Annotated in this window: 23 protein-coding genes; 14 read left to right on the top strand and 9 right to left on the bottom strand. The window is 62.5% G+C overall.

Annotated elements, in window-relative coordinates; all coding sequences use genetic code 11:
* Positions 1–31: 31 nt before the first annotated feature.
* The 10 genes from RHM62_RS02835 (at position 32) to lipA (ending at position 6,403) form a co-directional block, all read left to right on the top strand.
* A complete protein-coding gene (locus RHM62_RS02835) occupies positions 32–310 on the top strand; it encodes a DUF493 family protein (protein WP_322124071.1) in 279 nt (92 codons plus the stop codon).
* A gap of 97 nt (positions 311–407) precedes the next feature.
* A complete protein-coding gene (locus tag RHM62_RS02830) occupies positions 408–542 on the top strand; it encodes a hypothetical protein (protein ID WP_322124070.1) in 135 nt (44 codons plus the stop codon).
* 49 nt (positions 543–591) lie between these two features.
* A complete protein-coding gene (locus tag RHM62_RS02825; protein WP_322124069.1) occupies positions 592–2,127 on the top strand; it encodes an ATP-binding protein in 1,536 nt (511 codons plus the stop codon).
* Positions 2,128–2,139: 12 nt separating this feature from the next.
* Positions 2,140–2,835 (top strand): sensor histidine kinase, encoded by a 696-nt coding sequence (locus tag RHM62_RS02820; RefSeq protein WP_322124068.1) that lies wholly within the window; start codon positions 2,140–2,142, stop codon positions 2,833–2,835.
* Positions 2,836–3,088: 253 nt separating this feature from the next.
* Positions 3,089–3,628 (top strand): hypothetical protein, encoded by a 540-nt coding sequence (locus tag RHM62_RS02815; protein ID WP_322124067.1) that lies wholly within the window; start codon positions 3,089–3,091, stop codon positions 3,626–3,628.
* 181 nt (positions 3,629–3,809) lie between these two features.
* The gene (locus RHM62_RS02810) at positions 3,810–4,019 is read left to right on the top strand and encodes a hypothetical protein (protein ID WP_322124066.1); all 210 of its coding nucleotides are present in this window, start codon (positions 3,810–3,812) and stop codon (positions 4,017–4,019) included.
* A gap of 18 nt (positions 4,020–4,037) precedes the next feature.
* Positions 4,038–4,247 carry a hypothetical protein gene (locus tag RHM62_RS02805; protein WP_322124065.1) on the top strand — a complete coding sequence of 70 codons (210 nt, stop codon included), beginning with the start codon at positions 4,038–4,040 and terminating at the stop codon, positions 4,245–4,247.
* A gap of 36 nt (positions 4,248–4,283) precedes the next feature.
* Complete coding sequence (locus RHM62_RS02800; RefSeq protein ID WP_322124064.1) at positions 4,284–4,637, top strand: hypothetical protein; 354 nt, start codon at positions 4,284–4,286, stop codon at positions 4,635–4,637.
* An 84-nt stretch (positions 4,638–4,721) separates the two neighbouring features.
* Positions 4,722–5,393, top strand: coding sequence for a lipoyl(octanoyl) transferase LipB (gene lipB, locus RHM62_RS02795; protein WP_322124063.1), 672 nt, complete (start codon positions 4,722–4,724; stop codon positions 5,391–5,393).
* Between the two features lie 17 nt (positions 5,394–5,410).
* On the top strand, positions 5,411–6,403 hold the full coding sequence (gene lipA, locus RHM62_RS02790) for a lipoyl synthase (protein ID WP_322124062.1): 993 nt from the start codon (positions 5,411–5,413) through the stop codon (positions 6,401–6,403).
* Between the two features lie 6 nt (positions 6,404–6,409).
* On the opposite strand, the gene RHM62_RS02785 is transcribed toward lipA, so the two are convergent.
* The 3 genes from RHM62_RS02785 to RHM62_RS02775 are packed head-to-tail and all read right to left on the bottom strand — an operon-like array spanning position 6,410 to position 7,858.
* Positions 6,410–6,973, bottom strand: coding sequence for a DUF6036 family nucleotidyltransferase (locus RHM62_RS02785; protein WP_322124061.1), 564 nt, complete (start codon positions 6,971–6,973; stop codon positions 6,410–6,412).
* A complete protein-coding gene (locus RHM62_RS02780; protein ID WP_322124060.1) occupies positions 6,970–7,290 on the bottom strand; it encodes a hypothetical protein in 321 nt (106 codons plus the stop codon). The genes RHM62_RS02785 and RHM62_RS02780 overlap by 4 nt, the downstream gene beginning before the upstream one ends.
* Before the next feature lie 40 nt (positions 7,291–7,330).
* A complete protein-coding gene (locus RHM62_RS02775) occupies positions 7,331–7,858 on the bottom strand; it encodes a TlpA disulfide reductase family protein (protein ID WP_322124059.1) in 528 nt (175 codons plus the stop codon).
* 242 nt (positions 7,859–8,100) lie between these two features.
* Here RHM62_RS02775 and RHM62_RS02770 point away from each other — a divergent pair, with 242 nt between their 5' ends.
* The 3 genes from RHM62_RS02770 to RHM62_RS02760 are packed head-to-tail and all read left to right on the top strand — an operon-like array spanning position 8,101 to position 13,701.
* Entirely contained in the window at positions 8,101–9,195 is a 1,095-nt protein-coding gene (locus tag RHM62_RS02770) for an efflux RND transporter periplasmic adaptor subunit (RefSeq protein WP_322124058.1), read from the top strand.
* On the top strand, positions 9,188–12,283 hold the full coding sequence (locus tag RHM62_RS02765; protein WP_322124057.1) for a CusA/CzcA family heavy metal efflux RND transporter: 3,096 nt from the start codon (positions 9,188–9,190) through the stop codon (positions 12,281–12,283). Before RHM62_RS02770 ends, RHM62_RS02765 begins: the two co-directional genes overlap by 8 nt.
* A complete protein-coding gene (locus tag RHM62_RS02760) occupies positions 12,280–13,701 on the top strand; it encodes an efflux transporter outer membrane subunit (RefSeq protein WP_322124056.1) in 1,422 nt (473 codons plus the stop codon). Before RHM62_RS02765 ends, RHM62_RS02760 begins: the two co-directional genes overlap by 4 nt.
* A gap of 2 nt (positions 13,702–13,703) precedes the next feature.
* Here the strand turns inward: RHM62_RS02760 and RHM62_RS02755 are convergent, their stop codons facing one another.
* The 6 genes from RHM62_RS02755 to RHM62_RS02730 form a co-directional block, all read right to left on the bottom strand.
* Entirely contained in the window at positions 13,704–14,138 is a 435-nt protein-coding gene (locus RHM62_RS02755) for a DsrE family protein (RefSeq protein ID WP_322124055.1), read from the bottom strand.
* 22 nt (positions 14,139–14,160) lie between these two features.
* Positions 14,161–14,490, bottom strand: coding sequence for a LemA family protein (locus RHM62_RS02750; RefSeq protein ID WP_322124054.1), 330 nt, complete (start codon positions 14,488–14,490; stop codon positions 14,161–14,163).
* 80 nt (positions 14,491–14,570) lie between these two features.
* Positions 14,571–15,227, bottom strand: a complete 657-nt coding sequence (locus tag RHM62_RS02745) for a BON domain-containing protein (protein ID WP_322124053.1) — start codon at positions 15,225–15,227, stop codon at positions 14,571–14,573.
* The gene (locus RHM62_RS02740; RefSeq protein ID WP_009665849.1) at positions 15,220–15,816 is read right to left on the bottom strand and encodes a phosphoheptose isomerase; all 597 of its coding nucleotides are present in this window, start codon (positions 15,814–15,816) and stop codon (positions 15,220–15,222) included. Before RHM62_RS02740 ends, RHM62_RS02745 begins: the two co-directional genes overlap by 8 nt.
* A gap of 65 nt (positions 15,817–15,881) precedes the next feature.
* On the bottom strand, positions 15,882–16,247 hold the full coding sequence (locus RHM62_RS02735) for a YraN family protein (RefSeq protein WP_322124052.1): 366 nt from the start codon (positions 16,245–16,247) through the stop codon (positions 15,882–15,884).
* A 1-nt stretch (position 16,248) separates the two neighbouring features.
* The gene (locus RHM62_RS02730; RefSeq protein ID WP_322124051.1) at positions 16,249–17,427 is read right to left on the bottom strand and encodes a penicillin-binding protein activator; all 1,179 of its coding nucleotides are present in this window, start codon (positions 17,425–17,427) and stop codon (positions 16,249–16,251) included.
* Positions 17,428–17,471: 44 nt separating this feature from the next.
* Here RHM62_RS02730 and rsmI point away from each other — a divergent pair, with 44 nt between their 5' ends.
* Positions 17,472–18,362 (top strand): 16S rRNA (cytidine(1402)-2'-O)-methyltransferase, encoded by an 891-nt coding sequence (gene rsmI, locus RHM62_RS02725; RefSeq protein ID WP_322124050.1) that lies wholly within the window; start codon positions 17,472–17,474, stop codon positions 18,360–18,362.
* The last annotated feature ends 122 nt before the right edge of the window (positions 18,363–18,484 follow it).

The raw sequence follows: 18,484 nt of genomic DNA, 5'->3' as shown, positions 1-18,484 counted from the left end.
CCCGCCTGATCCATTCGTCGAAAGCCACACCATGAGCACAACTCCGGAAACTCCTGCCAGCCTGATCGAGTACCCCAGCGATTTCCCGATCAAGGTGATGGGGGCGATGCATGAACATTTTGCCGCGACTATCGTCGAGGTCGTCATGCAGTTCGATCCGGAGTTCGGCCATCACAAACTGGAACAGCGGCCGTCAGCAAAGGGCAATTATCTCGGTCTGACCGTGACGGTGCGCGCCACCAGTCGCGAGCAACTCGATGACCTGTACCGTGCGCTCAGTTCCCACCCGATGGTCAAGATGGTGCTCTGAGCAGCCGGTGATGCGTCCGGCTGGCCGGACCTCCTGCGCGATCTCCTCACGCTTTCCTACACCGGTTTCAGTCGCTGTCTTATAGGTGACCCTGGCAATGACTGTTACGCTTTATTGCATCGCCTCATTCCTGGCAGGCGCATCGGAGGACATCGTGGGCAAATATTTGCTTGGCTGGCTACTCGGCGTTCCTGCCATCGTCCTGATCGCAATTTACCTGTTCATGCATTAATGGCATAAGCGGACTGCGCTGCCGGCACCCTTTTTGTGAATGGAAGACCATGCTCCGCCAGACGCACGCTGGTACGACCAATCCCCCCCGCGCGGCTCATGCCGCGCCATCCAGAACTGCTGCCGCGCTGCGGCTATTCGAGGCACTGCCGGATCCCGTCATCGTAGCCGATGCCAACGCGCGTATTGTCGATCTGAATCCGGCAGCGGAACGCTTTTTCGGTTACCGCAGCAGCGAACTGGCGACCACGCCGATCCTTGCCTTGCTATGCAATGCCGGCGCCGACCGGGCCGATATCGAGCCCGCCCTCGAACGGGACGACAAGTGGGAGGGCGAGTTGCAGGTCCGCACCCGCCATCAGGGTCTGCGCACGCTCAATACCACGCTGCTGCGAGTACCCGGTCAGGAGGGCTCCGGCGCACTCACCACGCTGGCGATCTGCCACGACATGACCGACCGGCAGGACGCGCAGAACACTCAACGCGGTAATGAATTCGTGGCAATGCTGTCGCATGAATTGCGCAATCCGCTGGCACCGATTATCAGTTCGCTGGCACTGATGCGCCACATCGGTATCAGCGATCCGCGTATTGCCAGCAGCCACGCGATCGTCGAACGCCAGGTCGGCCATTTGTGCCAGCTGGTCGACGACTTGCTGGATGTCTCGCGCTACCAGCATGGCAAGATCGTCCTGACCACCACCGCCCTCCCGCTGCAGACACTGATCGCCGACGCGATCGACGTCAGCCTGCCGGCGATCGGTGCCGCCGGGCATCAGCTCGATCTGCGGGAAATTCCAGTGCTGACCGTGCAGGGCGACCTGACCAGACTGGTACAGGCGCTATCGAATGTGCTGAACAATGCAGCAAAATTTACGCCCGCCGGCGGCACCATCACCATCGACTGCTTTCGCACCGGCGGCTGTGTCTGCATCCGTGTCAGCGACAACGGCCAAGGCATCAGCACTGCTTTCCAGTTACGTTTGTTCGATCTGTTCACGCAGGCCGACGACACGCTGGCGCGCACCGGCAGCGGACTGGGTGTCGGACTGACCATCACACAACAGATCATGGCGCTACATGGCGGCAGTATCGCCGTGCACAGCGGCGGCATCGGTGCCGGCAGCTGCTTCACGCTGCGCCTGCCCTGCGCCGACGCACCTCCGGGTCGCACAACAAAGGAAACAACCATGGCATCAAGCACCGCACCCCGGCAAGGCTTCCGCATCCTGCTGATCGACGATAACGAAGACGCCAACGAATCGATGGCCGCCTTGCTGGAATTGATGGAGTACGACGTGCGTACCGCCAGCAATAGCGCGGGGGCACTCGCGCTGGCAGCACAATTTGAACCGCAACTGATCCTGTCCGATATCGGTTTGCCCGGCATGAACGGCTACCAGCTGGCGCCGGCGCTGCGCGAGATCACCGGCCAGCGCAAGGTCATCCTGGTAGCTGCCACCGGCTACGGCAACGCCAACGACAAACAGCGTTCGCAGATGGCCGGCTTCGACCATCATCTGGTCAAGCCGCTGGATGCCGACATGCTGCTCGAATTCGTGGCCACGCAAGCGGCCGCTTACTGATCCGCTACACGTATGACCTCCCCCGATACCGTCACCGCCCTGCGGCAGCAGCTGGCCGACCTGCAGGAACTGGTGGGCTGGCTCGATGATGACCAGCAACGCCAGCGCGATGTGCTGGCCGCCGAAGTCCATGACCAGCTCGGCTCGTCACTCACCGCACTGACCATGCGACTGGCGCTGATCGAACGGCACACCCGCGCCAGCGGCGATCCGCGACTTCCCGAGCAGTGGGTCAGGAGCAATGTGCTGCTGGGTGGCATCACGCAAACGGCGCGCCGCATCCAGCATCAGTTGCGCCCGATCGCGCTGGAGTCGCTTGGCCTGCAGGCGATGCTGGCCGACTACCTGGATGAATTCGGCAAGCGCACCGGCATTGTGTGTGCGCTCGCCGTCAGCGGTGCCGAACCGGACTTGTCGCTGGCCACCCTGCGCGGCTTGCTCCGGCTGCTGCAGGAAGCGTTGGCCAATATCGAGCGTCATGCCGGCCCCTGCCAGATCGACGTCACGCTGAACAATGACGGCCGGCAGTGCCGCCTGACCATCGACGACAATGGCTGCGGCTTCGACCTGGCCGGACTCGATTGGCGACGCAGCCACGGCTTGCGCCTGATGCGCGCCCGCGCGGCGCGGCTGCCGGCCCGGCTTGACCTGCACAGCGCGCCGCAACAGGGTTGCCGCATCAGCGTCGTGCTGGCGCTGTCAACGTAAGCTCGCCGGCGGCTTCTCCTACACGAGATTGAGTGGCTGTCCGATGGCAAGCCGGACTACGCTTACCTACACTACACGCATCACCCGCCACAACCCTCCGGAGACCATCATGCTGTTACGCGATATCGGCTAGACCGCCAGCGTGCCACTGGCCGTGACACCGGCGATGGTCTTCCTGTGCACCGAAAATTTTTTCCCGCACCAGCTCTACTACTGGGCGTTGTACCTCTAGCATTCGACGAAAGGATCCTCCATGGCTCTGCACAACGACAAGCAATCTTCCCGCATCGTCACCGGCTTGTTCCATGACCGCGACAGCGCGGAACAGGCCTACATCAGCGTGGCCGAACGCGGCTATCACCGGGACGATGTAAACGTCGTCATGTCCGACGCGACCCGCCTGCGCCACTTCCCCGAAGGCAGCGAAGTGATCACCGAACTCGGCAGCAAGGCCGCCGAAGGAGCCGGCATCGGCGGTGCAATCGGCGGCACGCTGGGTGCCATTGCCGCAGCCATCGCCGCCATCGGCACGACGCTGGTCCTGCCCGGAATAGGACTAGTGGTTGCCGGTCCGATCGCCGCCGCCATTGCCGGCGCCGGTGCCGGCAGTGTCACCGGCGGGCTGGTCGGTGCGCTGATCGGCTGGGGCATTCCCGAAGAGCGGGTCAAGCATTACGAGGCCGGCATCCGCGATGGCGGCATTCTGATGGGCGTCACTGTACGCAGCGAGGAAGATGCCCTCCACTTCGAGCAGGAATGGAAAGCCAGGAAAGGCGAGCACGTTTACTTGTGAAGCGCAGCGCGGCGAGACTACCTGAAAGTTGTCAATTTTCTCTTTTTCCTACAACACGATCAGTCACTGTCCTATAGGTCGATATCTGTCAAAACGCTACGATGATGAATCGGTTCCGATTGGGTGACCCGATCGGACCGACGAGGTCTGCCACTGCAAGGGCGTCACCGGAGCGTCGATCATGAATGCACATCAGCTTATCGGACCGGTCAATTTTTGCGCCGGCTTCCTGCTCGAAAAAACAGGGCAGCTGACCGGTAACAAGCGGTGGCAGCAGACCGGCGTCAGCCGACAAATGCATGGCACGTCTCAGAGCCTGATTGGCGATGCGCAGAACATCATCAAACGCTGCACAAAACGCCAACAGGTCCGTCCTCAACTTATTGCCTGACGGGCAGCCTGGAGAACCATGATCTCAAATCGAACACTCGCCATTACATTGGGATTCGTCGGCTGGGGCCTCGCCTATATCGTCGCCAAATCCCATAAAGATGCCGTCCGGCGTGATGCCAGACTGAGCAGAAAACAGCTGACCACCTGGGAAGGCGAAGGCGGCAACCTGATGCCCCCGCCACCCGCCCCACCGGTCGACACGGCGCTGCAAGCCGACGCACGCTGAAGGCCGGTCAATTCTTCATTTTTCAAGGACAAACTCATGAACTCCACTGAAAACATCAACACCGATATCGCCAAGAGCGCCGCTGCTGCTAATCGCGGTATCAACCAGGCCGGCAACGCTACCCAGGATGCCATCAGCAAGGCTGCCGAGATCGCCCATCCTGCGGTCGACCGGTTCACAGCCGGTGCCCATCAGGCGGTCGAAAAGCTGATGAACGTCGCCAGCTCGACAGCCGACACCGTCGCGCATCGCAGCGAACAGCTGATGGATGCACAAGAACGTCTGGTCGAAGATTGCCGCACCTATGTACGCCAGAAACCCGTCACCGCACTGGCGATCGCCGCCGGTATCGGCTACGTGCTCAGTCACCTGCTCAGCAAGCGCCACTGATGGTGCCGGCGCGTTAGCGCGCCGACCAGACAGCAAGCACTCCCGGACAAATCCGGTGGTGCTTTTTTTCGTTACACTGAGCCGATGCCGAATTCCCCTGTCACTCCCGTTGTTGTCCAGCGCGGTCACGAAGACTACGACACCACCTTGCGCGCGATGCGCGCCTATACCGACACCCGCACTGCCGACAGTGCGGACCAGCTCTGGCTGGTCACGCATGACCCGGTCTTCACGCTGGGACTGGGTGCCGATCCGTCTCACGTGCTCGATGCCCACGGTATTGCCGTCGTGCAAACCGACCGCGGTGGCGAAGTCACGTATCACGCACCGGGCCAGGTCATCGTGTACCTGTTGATCGACCTGCGCCGCCAGCGCAGCGACCGCCGCCTGCTCGCGCGTGAATTCGTGCATGGCATCGAGCAGGCAGTCATCGATACCCTGGCCGCGTATAATCTGCACGGCCAGCGCAAGCCGGGCGCCCCCGGCATCTACCTTGCCGACGGCCCGTCCGAAGGTGCCAAAATTGCGGCGCTTGGCTTGAAAGTACGCGTCAATGGCTGCACTTATCACGGCGTATCGCTGAACGTGGCGATGGACCTGACGCCGTTTTCATGGATCAACCCGTGCGGTTACGCCGGACTGCAAACAATCGACATGCGCAGCCTCGGCAGTAATGCGACGGTCGAACAACTCCAGGCGGCGCTGGCTGGACAACTGATACATCAACTGAAAGGACGCGCTCCTGCAGCGGCTTGACGCAGGAGCCAGACATCATGGCAAACGATCCGACCGAACTGGCGACACCGCTTTACTACAATCCGCTCGACAAGCAAAAAGGCGCCGGCAAGACGGCCCGCATTCCAATCAAGATCGTCCAGGCCGAACGCCTGCCGAAACCCGACTGGATCCGTGTCAAATCGGCGCTGCCATCGAGCCGCTTCTTTGAAATCAAGGACATCCTGCGCGCCAACAAGCTCGTCACCGTTTGCGAAGAAGCCAGTTGCCCGAACATCGGCGAATGTTTCGGCAAGGGCACAGCAACCTTCATGATCATGGGCGACAAGTGCACCCGGCGCTGCCCGTTCTGCGATGTCGGCCATGGCCGTCCCGACCCGCTCGATGCCGACGAACCCGAAAACCTGGCTAAAACCATCGCCGCCCTGCGCCTCAATTACGTCGTCATCACCTCGGTCGACCGCGATGATTTGCGCGACGGTGGCGCCGGTCACTTCGCCGAATGCATACGCCGCATCCGCGCACTGTCGCCCTCGACGCGCATCGAAATCCTGGTGCCGGACTTCCGCGGCCGTATGGACCGGGCACTTGAAATCCTCAATCTGGCACCGCCGGACGTGATGAACCACAACCTCGAAACCGCACCGCGGCTGTACAAGGAAGCGCGTCCGGGTTCCGACTACGCGTACTCGCTGAACCTGCTCAAGCGCTTCAAGGACCTGCATCCGAATACGCCAACCAAGTCCGGCATCATGGTCGGCCTCGGCGAAACCGACGAAGAAATCCTGCAAGTCATGCGCGACCTGCGCGCCCACAACGTCGACATGCTGACCATCGGCCAGTACCTGTCACCGAGCGGAGACCATTTGCCGGTGCGACGTTACGTGCATCCGGATGTCTTCAAAATGTTCGAAGCCGAGGCCTATAAGATGGGCTTCGTGCATGCGGCGGTCGGCGCGATGGTGCGCAGTTCGTATCATGCGGACGAGCAGGCGCTGGGGGCGGGTGTGACGATGAATGCGCGGGTGTAGTCTGCGCTACGCGTTTTGCTGACAGCGGCGAGCCAGTGCCAGAACATCGACAAGATTGAGTTCAACGTTACGCATATTGCCGACGTAACCACCCAGCGCTTCGGTGGCACGTTGTTCGATTTCGTCGGCACTCACCAGCTGTGTTCGGATGATGCTTTCGATATCGGATAAATCGGGACCGGAAAGCCGGGCGATTTTGCTGACAATCAAATCGACCGGTGACAATACAAATACCTCGACCAGATCGGAACTGACCGGTAGCCGGATGGCGTCCTCAAGATAATCTTCGTGCATGAGCGCGAAAGTGCTGTTGTAGTTGGTGTCGATGTAGAGCATCTGGCCAGACTCGGTTTCTACCAGCAAATCCGATGGCAAGACAAAGCGGTGGGAAAATTCGGCATCGACGTCACAAGTGACACGACTGGCCGTATAAAGATGCGCGGCCATCCCGCCGGCGATAAACATTTGTATCGGCTTTTGAAGCTGCAAGCGGGCTTGCAACTCCCTGACCAGTCTTATCAATGCAAAGGCCAGGTCCGTTTCCGTATGAAAGTGGATACGCCCGGTCACGTTGCCGGCCTCGAAAGCAATTGCTCCAGCATGCTGCGCAAGCGCGGCAGATCCCTGACCAATCCACTTGCGAGCATTACCGAAAAACTGGGGCGGCCAACAGCAGGATGGCTGCTGGCATAGCGGGCGTCGGACTGTGCGAGCGCGGCAGAAGCGCCCGGGTAATTGGTGCGCAACAATTGCGCCGCTAGCCGAAAAAGGTTGGCTTCGTCTGCAGAAAGGGCATCGCCGCCGGTTTGTGCCACGGTGAGGCATCGCTTCAAGAACAGCGCTTCTGTTGCACGGCTAGTCATGATTTCCCCGTTATCCGGCATCACTTGATGTCCTCAGTATCCTAGCTCAAAGCGAACACCGTTCCTACCCCGCCAGCGCCGTCTCCAGCAACTGATGCAAAGCCGCAAAATCCGGCTCGCCCACATAGCGCTTGATGATCTTGCCTTGCTTGTCAATCAGGAAAGTGGTCGGCGTCAGTTTGACGTCGCCGAAGGCCTTGGCCAGTTTGTCCTGCGGGTCGAGCGCGACCGTGAACGGCAGCTTGCGGGTCTCGGTGAAATTGAGCACGTAGTTCGGTGGATCGTAGCTCATCGCGACCGCAACGAAGTCCAGGCCGCGGGCGTTGTAGCGCTCGTAAGTCTCGACCATTTGCGGCATTTCCTTGACGCAGGTAACACAGCTGGTCGCCCAGAAATTGACCATCACGACTTTGCCGCGCAGGCTGGACAAGGCGATTTGCTTGCCCTGCAAATCGGTGAAGGTGACGTCCGGTGCGGACTTGGTCGATGACATCGACAGGGTGCCGACGACGCCGAGAACGAGGACCACTGCAACGCCCAGCAACTTCAAGTAGAGGCTTTTGCGCGAGGTGGAAGGGGTAGATGCTTGCATGGCAGACCTGCCGATCGGGTTGAACTGAATGGGCCATTATAGGCACGCCTGCCGAAGCGACTATTTTTACGGCATTTTTACTTGACCGGCACCCTATCGCCGCCCAAGATGCGGGCTGCTGCAACACGCACCGCCCCGGATGTCACGGTCCTGTCAGATCGCTGGCCCATCATGCCGGTTAATCAGATTTGGCCCGACGCAAGACAGGCTGCTCTCAAAAAACATCCTTCCGGGAGCAGTCCATGTCGACTAACCACCACCAGCGCCATCGTCCCGTCATTGCTGCTGCGTTCGCGTTGCTGGTGTCCCTGTCCGTGAACGCTGCGCCAATGCTGGCGCGCAGCGGAGAACAGATCAGCGTACCGACCGGTTCGCCGCTGCGCAGCCGCTTGCTGGTCAGCGCAGTCGGCAGCGCCACCACCACCCCGCTGCTGATTCTGCCGGCGACCATCGAAGCTGACCCGGCACTGACCGTCGCTATTTTGCCGCCACTGAGCGGACGTCTGGTCACGGTCCCGGTCCGGCTCGGCGACGTGGTGCGGCAAGGCCAGTTGCTGGCATTGCTGCAGGCGCCGGACCTGACCCAAGCCGTGGCCGACCTCGACAAGGCCACCGATGCCCGCGCATTGACCCGGCGTGCACTCGAGCGTGCCGAAGCCGTCAACGCCGCCGGTGGCAATGCCGGCAAGGATCTCGAGCAAGCCCGCAGCAACGACATGCAAGCGCAGGCCGAAGCCAGGCGCGCCACCACCCGCCTGGCTGCGCTCGGCAGTACCGACAAACACCACGCGCTGCGTATCACCGCGCCAGTCTCCGGCACCATCATCGCGGTCAGCAATGCCGCCGGAGCCTACATCAACGACACCACCGCCAGCCTGATGACCATTGCCAATCTCGAGCGCGTGCTCGTGACCGCTGCCGTACCGGAACACCAGATCGGCACGATCGGTCGTGGCCAGGCTGCCGAAATCCGCTTGCCGGCGTATCCGGCGCTGGCCGTGCGCGGCGTCATCAGCTATGTCAGCGCAGTGGTCGAACCCGATACACGCCGCATCAAGGCGCGCATCACGCTGCCCAATCCGGATGGCAAGTTCAAGCCCGGCATGTTCGCTACCGTGCAGGTCAGCAGCGCGCCCTCAACCCGCCTGGTACTGCCGGCGTCGGCCCTGCTGATGAACAACGACAGCGTCAGCGTATTCGTCGAGACGGCACCGTGGACCTTCGCGCGCCGTGTGGTGACGCTGGGCAGCGAAGACGGCGAGACCGTCCAGGTTCTGTCGGGCGTGCGTGCCGGCGAACGCGTGGTAGTACGCGGCGGAGTGCTGCTCAATGATTGATCAGCTGATTGCGCTGTGTTTTCGCCGGCGCCGGATGGTCTGGGTCGTGGCGCTGCTGATTACCGTGTTCGGCTATGTCTCATGGACCCGGATGGCAGTCGAAGCCTATCCCGACATCAGCGATGTGACGGTACAGATTTCGACGCAGGTGCCGGGATTGGCTGCCGAAGAAATCGAACAGCAGATCACCACCCCCCTCGAGCGTGCGCTTGGCAATACACCCGGCGTCGTCACGATGCGCTCGAGCAGCACCTTTGCGCTGTCGCTGATCACGCTGGTGTTCCAGGATGGTACCGAGGATTATTTTGCGCGCCAGCGTGTCATCGAGCGCATCGGTCAGGTCACGCTACCGCCGGGTATTCAGGCCACGCTCGGTCCGGTTTCGAGCCCGAATGGCGAAATTTACCGCTATACGCTGGAGTCCGACAGCAAGAACCTGGCCGAATTGTCCGAGCTCCAGAAATGGACCGTGATCCCGGCCTTCAAGCAAGTCGCCGGAATCGCCGACGTGAATAATTTTGGTGGCTACACGCGCGAATTCCAGCTCGAACTCGCGCCGGCACAATTACAGCGTTACGGCCTGGCACTCAGCGATGTCGTCGCGGCAATCAACAACAACAGCGCCAACGCCGGCGGCGGCCGCATCGCCCGTGGCGAGCAAAGCTACGTGGTACGCGGCATCGGACAAATCCATACACTGGCCGACCTCGGCAGCATCGCAGTCACCCAGAGCGGCGGCGTGCCGGTCTTCATCCGCGACCTCGGCAAACTGCAATTCGGTCATCAGGAGCGCGAGGGCATCCTCGGCAAGGACAGCAATCCCGATACCATCGAAGGCATCGTACTGATGCTGAAATACGAAAACCCGTCACGCGTGCTCGAAGGCGTGCATGCCAAGGTTGAACAATTGCAGAAAAAGCTGGCCCTGCTGGATGTGCGCATCGTGCCGTACATCGACCGCGATGATCTGGTCAAGCTGACGGTCCACAAGGTGACCCACACGGTACTCGAAGGCATCGGCCTGGTCTGCCTGGTACTGATCCTGTTCCTCGGCAGTCCGCGCAGCGCCGTTGTCGCGGCAGTGGCCATCCCGATGGCGCTGGTCACGGTATTCATCATCATGAGCGCGACGCACATGCCGGCCAACCTGTTTTCATTGGGGGCGATCGACTTCGGCATCATCGTCGATGGGGCCATCGTCGTGATGGAAGCGATCCTGCGCCGGCGCGAGGAAGCACCGGAACGCGAGCTGACCGAATTCGATATCCTCGACGCCACCCGGCAAGTGGCACGGCCGATCTTTTTTGCGACGCTGATCATCGTCGCGGCCTACCTGCCGTTGTTCGCGTTCCAGCGCGCCGAAGGCAAGCTCTTTACGCCAATGGCTTATACCGTCTCGTACGCGCTGCTCGGCGCGCTGCTGTGCGCGCTGATGCTGATCCCGGGCCTGGCCTATGTAGCGCTGCGCAAGCCACGCAAGATTTTCCATAACCGTCCGCTGGTCTGGCTGACCGGGCGCTACCGCGTCCTGCTGGCCGGTTTGCTGGAGCGGCCGTGGATCGCGTATGGCATCAGCATCGCCGCGCTGGTGGCCGTGCTGCTGCTGGGGGCCAGTGCCGGGCGCGAATTTTTGCCGGAACTCGATGAAGGGGCGCTGTGGTTGCAGGTGCAACTGCCGGCCGGGCTATCGCTCGAAAAATCCAGCGAGATGGCCAGCGAGCTGCGCCGCACACTGCGCGAATTTCCGGAAATCTCGACCGTGGTGACCCAGCTCGGCCGTAACGACGACGGCACTGATCCGTGGACGCCGTCGCATATCGAAGTGCCGGTCGGCCTGAAACCGTACGACCAGTGGCCAGCCGGCGTCACCAAGGCGGCGCTGGTCGAGCGCCTCAATGCACGCTTTGCGACCATGCCGGGCTTCAGCATCGGCATCAGCCAGCCCATCATCGACGGTGTCAACGATGCCATCGGCGGCGCCCACAGCCCACTGGTGCTGCGTGTCTACGGCAAGGATCTGCACGAAAGCCGGCGCATCGGCAACCAGATCGTCGCGCTGCTCGGCACCGTGCGCGGCACCGCCTCGGCCAGCCTGTTCCAGGAACCGCCGATACCGCAGATGGTGGTGCAGGTCGACCGCGAAGCGGCCGCCCGCTACGGCATCAATGTCGCCGATATCGCCGCGCTGATCCAGACAGGTATCGGCGGCGCGCCGGTCATGCCGGTGTATGTCGGCGACCGCGTCTACAACCTGACGGTGCGCTTCCCGAAGGACAGCAAGGGCAGTCCGCAAGCAATGGGCAACCTGTTTCTCAATAGCGCTTCGGGTGCCAAGGTGGCGCTGTCGCAAGTCGCCGGCATCACGCTGCACAGCGGCGAAAGCACGATTTCGCATGAAGCCAGCGAACGGCAGATTACGGTGCGGATCGACAACCGCGGCCGCGACCTGACCTCGTATCTGGATGAGGCGCAGCGACGCATCGATGCGGAAGTGAAATTCGACAAGAAGACGGTACGTCTCGAATGGGCCGGCCAGTTTGAAAACCAGCAGCGCGCACAAGCCCGCCTGATCGTCATCCTCGGTGTGGTGCTGATGCTGATGGCGATGCTGCTGTACTTCCAGTTCGGCCAGGTGCGTCTGGCATTGCTGATCCTCGGCGTGGTGCCCATGGCCACGCTGGGCGGGCTGATCGCGGTCCATGCGACCGGCGAAACCCTCAATGTCGCCACTGCAGTCGGCTTCATTGCGCTGTTCGGCGTGTCGGTCCAGAACGGCATCATCATGGTGGCCAACGTGCGCCGCGTGCGCGACACCGGTGCGAGCCTGATCGACAGCGTGGTCGGCGGTGCGACCGAGCGTTTGCGACCGGTGCTGATGACGGCTACCGTGGCGTCGTTCGGCATGCTGCCAGCGGCGCTGGCGACCGGCGTCGGCACCGACGTGCAACGCGGGCTGGCCACCGTGGTGGTCGGCGGGCTGGTCATCTCGACCTTGCTGACGCTGTTCATTTTGCCGACGCTGTACTTCGTGATGGAGCGCTACGTCGACGGCAAGGCCTGGGGCCGGCCAGCCGGGAGCGCATCATGAAACTCCTCTTGCTCACCCTGCTGGCAACGCTAGGCGGTTGTGCCGCCGGACCGGACTACGTGCGTCCGGCCACCGTGCTGCCGCAGTCTTACCTGCCTGAAGGCGAGTCGTTTGCCGCTTCGCTGGACAGGCACGGCAGCGATTTGCCGGTGCAATGGTGGACACTGTTCGGCTCGGCCCCGCTCGATGCGCTGGTCGCGTCGAGCCTGCGGCACAACCCGACCATCGAGGCGGCGCAGGCGGCATTGCGCATCGCGCAGGAAAATGTCGCGACCCAGCAAAGCGCGGCGCTGCCGCTGGTCGAGGCGGGATTCTCGCCGACCCGACAAAAAATCGCCGGCACGCTGGCCAGCCCGGCAGCCTCGGCGGCGTCGATCTACAACTTGCACACCGCACAGGTGACGGTGTCGTACACGCCCGACCTGTTCGGCGGCAATCGTCGCCAGGTCGAATCACTGCAGGCGCAAGCCAGCCAGCAGCGCTTCATGCTGGCAGCAACCTATCTGACGCTGACCAGCAATGTCGCCAACGCCGCGATCCAGGAAGCGGCGCTGCGCGGCCAGCTGGCAGCGACCCGCGAGATCATCGACAGCCAGACAACCGTGACAGCGATGGTGCAGCGACAAGTGCAACTCGGCCAGCTTGGCCGGGCCGATGCGGCGGCACAGGAGGCGCTACTGGCCATCGCCGAAGCAAGCCTGCCGCCGCTCGACAAACAGCTGGCAATACAACGCAACCTGCTCACCGCATTGGCCGGACGCTACGCCAGTGATGGTATCGCCCAGCAGTTCACGCTGGACAGCCTGCAATTGCCGGCCAGCCTGCCGCTGACGCTGCCATCGACGCTGGTCGAGCAACGCCCCGATGTACGCGCCGCCGAAGAGCAGCTACACGCCGCCAGTGCCGCCGTCGGTGTAGCGATCGCCAACCGCTTGCCGAACATCACGCTGGGCGTCAACGCCTACGGCTCGTCGGCCAGCCGGCTAGCCGACCTGTTCAAGGCTGGCACCGGATTCTGGTCGCTGGCAGGCAGCCTTACGCAACCGCTGTTCGACGCTGGCACGCTGCAACATCGGCAGGCAGCGGCACAAGCCGCCTATGAACAGGCCGCCGCACAATATCGCATCAGCGTGATCAATGCCTTCCAGAATGTCGCCGATGCCTTGCAGGCGATCCGCTACGATGAGGCCGCCGGGCATGCCGCCGACCGGGCGGAACAGGCTGCCGCACGCAGCCTGGCCATCCTGCGCAACCAGCTCGCGCTGGGCGATGTCAGTGCGCTGTCGTTGCTGGTGGGCGAGCAGGCTTATCAGCAAGCCAGGCTGATACAGATCCAGGCGCGCGCCAGCCGGCTGGCCGATGTGGTCGCGCTGTGCCAGGCGCTGGGCGGCGGCTGGTCGAACGACGCGCCGCACTGAACTCAGGGCCGCAGGTAGGCATAGCCTTCGCGCGACTGCAACCGGGCGACTTCGGCAACGCCTGATGGCACCACGATAGCGACCGCAATGACCTGCGTCGGCACGATATCGTGCGCGGCCAGCGTGTTGCCGCAGATGCGGAATTGCACGCCCTGCTGCGCCAGTGCCGCCACTGCCGGTTCGAAGCGTGCCCCGGCCGGATCGGTCGCGCCTTTCAGCAATAGCTTGATGCCATCGCCGAGCGCCACCACTACGATGCCGGTATCGGGCGCGGCGCGCAGGTGGTTGCGGATATTGGCCAGTGCGCGGGCGGCCTGGGCCGCACCGTCGCTGAGGTGATAGACCACCTTGACCGGTTCGTCGGCATGGGCCGTCACGGCACCCGTTGTCATCACGGCTGCCAGCGACAGGGCAGCCATCAAGCATCGACGTCGCATTGCCATGCTCCTTCAAAAATAATCAGTCCGCATCCTGCGGCAACAGGTCGGCCATTCTGAAACCGAACAGGCGCGCCAACAGCGAACCGGGAAACTGGCCCAACGCCGCATTGTAGTGCCGCACACTGTCGTTATAGGCCTGCCGTGCAAAGTGCACCCGCTGCGCGAGCGTGGCGACGTCTTCCAGCGGCTGGGTCGATACCGCGTCGGCCATCTGGCGCTCGCGCTGCACGGCAATTTGTCCTGACCGTTTTTGCACCTGCTTGCGCAAGCGCAGCAACCGCGTCGTCGCACCAATGGCCCAGAACAGAACCAGCAACGGCACTCCCCACAAGACAGTCACAGCAGTCATGATTTTTCCGAGAAAAAAGCCGCCCATCGTGATGACGGACGGCTTGCAACAGGGACAGCACAGGGAGCAGCGAGGTCGGTTTATTTCTCGGCTGCCGTACCGGTGGTATTGGTCAGCTGACGCAATTCTTCGTCGTCGATCAGTTCGAACACCTTGACGACTTTTCGCACGCCATTGACGCCGCGCGCCACTTCGGTGGCAAGGTTGCCTTCGCGTTGCGTGACACGCCCCATCAGATACACCACGCTGCGCTCGGTGACGACCTTAATCGAATTCGCATAGAGGTCTTTGGTATCGACGAACGAGGCTTTGACCTTGCTGGTCAGCAGTATGTCATTGGCACGATCACCAAAGCTGGACGGTGCCGCGATGACCAGTTCGTTGACGACCGACTTGACGGCCTGGATCGCGGTGACTTCGCGTTCGGCCTCGGCCTTGGTGCGTTCGTCGCGGACTTCACCGGTGAGCAGCACGCGCCGATTGAAGCTGGCGATATTAATGTGCGCGGAGTCGCCGAAGACTTGCGGCAGGCGGGTTTCTGCCTTGACGGCGATGGCCTTGTCTTCGGTTTGTGCGCCCAGCGTGCGACGGTCCGTGGCGGCAATGGTGCCCATCACGGCCGTGCCGATGGCCATTTCGATACAGCCCTGCAGGCCGGTTGCGACGACACCGCATAACAACACGGTCGCCAGCGGGCGGCTGGCGCGTGGCCAGGTCCGACGTGCCCAATCAATCATTTGCATCTCCTCCGAAAAGTGCGACGTCGATGCCGTCGCACAAACAATGAATCGTTAATAAATGGACTTCCTGTATCCGGGCGGTGCGGTCATGCGGCACGCAGATGTGAACATCGGCATCGGTGAGCATGCCGCCGATGGCGCCGCCGCCCTTGCCGGTCAGTGCGACGATGCGCATGTCGCGGTCGAGGGCAACCTCGATCGCGGCAAGCACGTTGCCCGAATTGCCCGACGTGGTCAGTGCCAGCAGCACATCGCCGGACTGCCCGAAGGCCTGGATCTGCTTGCTGAAAATTTCATTGAAGTTGTAATCATTGCCGACCGCCGTGATGATCGAGGTATCGGTGGTCAGCGCCAGCGCCGGCAGCGGCAGGCGCTCGCGTTCGAAACGGCCAACCAGTTCGGCGGCAAAATGCTGGCAGTCGGCGGCCGAGCCGCCATTGCCGCAGGCCAGAATCTTGTTACCGTTGGACAGTGCCGTAAACATCAGTTCCACCGCTTGCGAAATCGGCAGCGCGAGTTCTTCGGCGGCTTGCATTTTCAGGTCGGCACTTTCGCGGAAATGGTCGAGGATGCGTTGGTTCATCATGGTGTGGGCTTGTGGTGGAGGTCAGGGCGCGCCGCTAAAAAAACAGCGGGACGGCAGGGGAACGATCAAGAGTCGAAGGCATTTTGCAGCCATGTTATCACCGTGCCGTCGATTGCCACCACATCGAAGCGGCAGGCTGGCGGATCACGGTAGCGCTGCAGGTAGCGTTGTGCGGCCACCACCAGACGACGTTGCTTGCTGGGCGTGATGCTGGCGACCGCGCCGCCAAAGCCCGCTGTAGCACGCCGGCGTACCTCAACAAAGACCAGTGTGGCACCGGCCTGCATGACCAGATCGAGTTCGCCGCCCTTGCACAGAAAATTGCGTTCGACCAGCCGCAAACCCTGCTGCTGCAGGTGCGCCAGCGCCAGGTCTTCGCCGTCATCACCGCTGCGCTGACGAGCGGTACTGCTGGTACGAAACAGCGCCATCTCAGTAGGCCGGCACCAGGGGCACCACGACACCTCCGCGATACACCGCTTGCAGCGATGCGCGCCGGAAGCTGGTCGTGCCGGCACCGAAGTTCACTGTCAGCTTGCCGCTGACGCCATCGAGTACGAAGCGGGTGCGACGTGCGCCGACTTCGTTGGCGACCCGCCAGGCATCGATGCCCAGCGCATACAGGCGTTCAAGGTCAGCATTGCGCGGCTGATCCGGCAGCGGCAACGGGCGCGGATAAATCATTACCGCCGGATGTGCCGGCTCTATCATCCACGGCAAGTCAAGCAGACGGGTGCCATCAAGATCAGGCCACGCGTCGCCGCTGGCGTGCTCCTGCAGCACAAACGGATTGAGTTGCGACACGCCATACATCGGCATGTCGGCACCGACCATCGCCCGCACCTGGCGCGTCTGTGCCGCATCGAGCGCCAGCAGGATCAGCGCCGGTTTCTCGGCTTGCAGCTGTTTTCTGAGTGCGGCCAGGCTGGCAGCGCCGAGATACGCGCCGGTATAAGGCAATTCCAGCACTTGCGCCTGCATACCAAGTTGCTGCCACTGCGCCGCATACGCCTTGCCGGCACGGCGCTGCCAGGCGGCGCTGCCCGTGAGTACCAGCGCATGCGCGTCTTTTTTTCCGGCCCCGGCCCAATTGGCGGCCTGGCGCGCTTCATCTTCGAGCGACAGGCCGATGGCCAGCAGCTGGCTTGGTACGGGGCCATCGATATCGGGTTGGGTCAGCGCAATCGTCGGCCGGCGGATCGCCTCGTTCTGGACCAGCGTGGTCACGTCGGTGCGCGACAAGGGGCCGACCACGATGTCATTGGCCAGCGCCGCCTCGGCATAGGTCGCCAGCATGTCGCTGGTGCTGTCACCGGTGGTGTAGACCGTCAGCGTGGCACCGTTGCGGTCACGCTCGTAAGCGGCCATGAATCCCTCGCGCACGGCTTCGGCCGCCTGGCCCAGTGATTCGGAACGCAGCGGCAGCAGCAGCGCAATACGTGGAGGAGGTGGTGGCGGTGCCGGAACAGCCAGTTCACCGGTCGCCGGCACGGTCCCGGACAAGCCGGCGGCAGCGGTTGTATTTGCGCCCGCGGTCGCGCACAATCCGACCAGCACGGCGATGCCGGCCTGTGGTGTAAGCCACTTATTGAGCCAATTAGTTAGCCACATCGTTGTCCACTTGATAGTCCACCTCATTCCATGATCCTTTTCCGATGACTGCATCCGTAACTTTTCCATTGCTCGAAGAAGTGTCGCAGCAGATGTACCCGCTGTCCACTTTGTACGTGGTCGCCACGCCGATCGGCAACATCGGCGATATCAGCGTGCGCGCGCTGCACCTGCTCGGACTGGCCGACGCGGTGGCCTGCGAAGACACCCGTAATACCGCGCAACTGATGACCCGCTACGGCCTGTCAAAAACCCTGATTGCGGCGCACCAGCACAACGAACGCGAAGTGGCCGACAAGCTGATCGCCCGCCTGCAAGCCGGCCAGCGCATCGCACTGGTGTCGGATGCCGGCACCCCGGCGATCTCGGATCCCGGTGCTCGTATCGTCGACGCGGTACGTGCGGCCGGCTTGCGCGTGCTGCCGCTGCCGGGTCCGTCGGCCGTCATCACGGCGCTATCGGCCAGCGGCTTGCAGGATGCGCAATTCTATTTTGTCGGCTTCCTGCCGGCCAAGGGCAAGCAGCGCGACACCGTGCTCGGCACACTGCGCGGGATTGCTGCGACGCTGGTGTTCTACGAAGCGCCGCACCGCATCGTCGACGCCGTCGATGCGCTGGCCGCCGCGTTCGAACCGACCCGCCAGATCGTCTTTGCGCGCGAACTGACCAAGCTGTTCGAAGAAATCCATCGCTGCAATCTGTCCGATGCCGCGGCCTGGCTGAAAGCCGATCCGCACCGCGAAAAGGGCGAGTACGTGGTGCTGCTCGACGGCGCACCGAGCGCGATTGCCGCCGACGAAGTCGAAGCCGACCGCGTGCTGCGCATTCTTCTGGCCGAGTGCTCGGTCAAGCAGGCAGCGGCACTGGCGGCGCAGCTGACCGGGCAAAGGAAGAATGCGTTGTATGAGCGGGCGCTGGTGATCAAGGGCGAATGAGGTCTCCAGGCAGGCGATGGCGGCGCACTTTCACGACAGCCGTTGCCGCCCTCAAAGTTTTTTTTCCTCACGGCAGGTAAGATGGGTCATTAACAAATCGCACCAGCCAGGCAGTGACACCG

This window comes from Actimicrobium sp. CCC2.4, from assembly GCF_034347385.1.
GTDB lineage: Bacteria > Pseudomonadota > Gammaproteobacteria > Burkholderiales > Burkholderiaceae_D > Actimicrobium.
The sequence above is the reverse complement of the archived record's forward strand: the minus strand, read 5'-3'. Positions and strand labels throughout refer to the sequence as shown.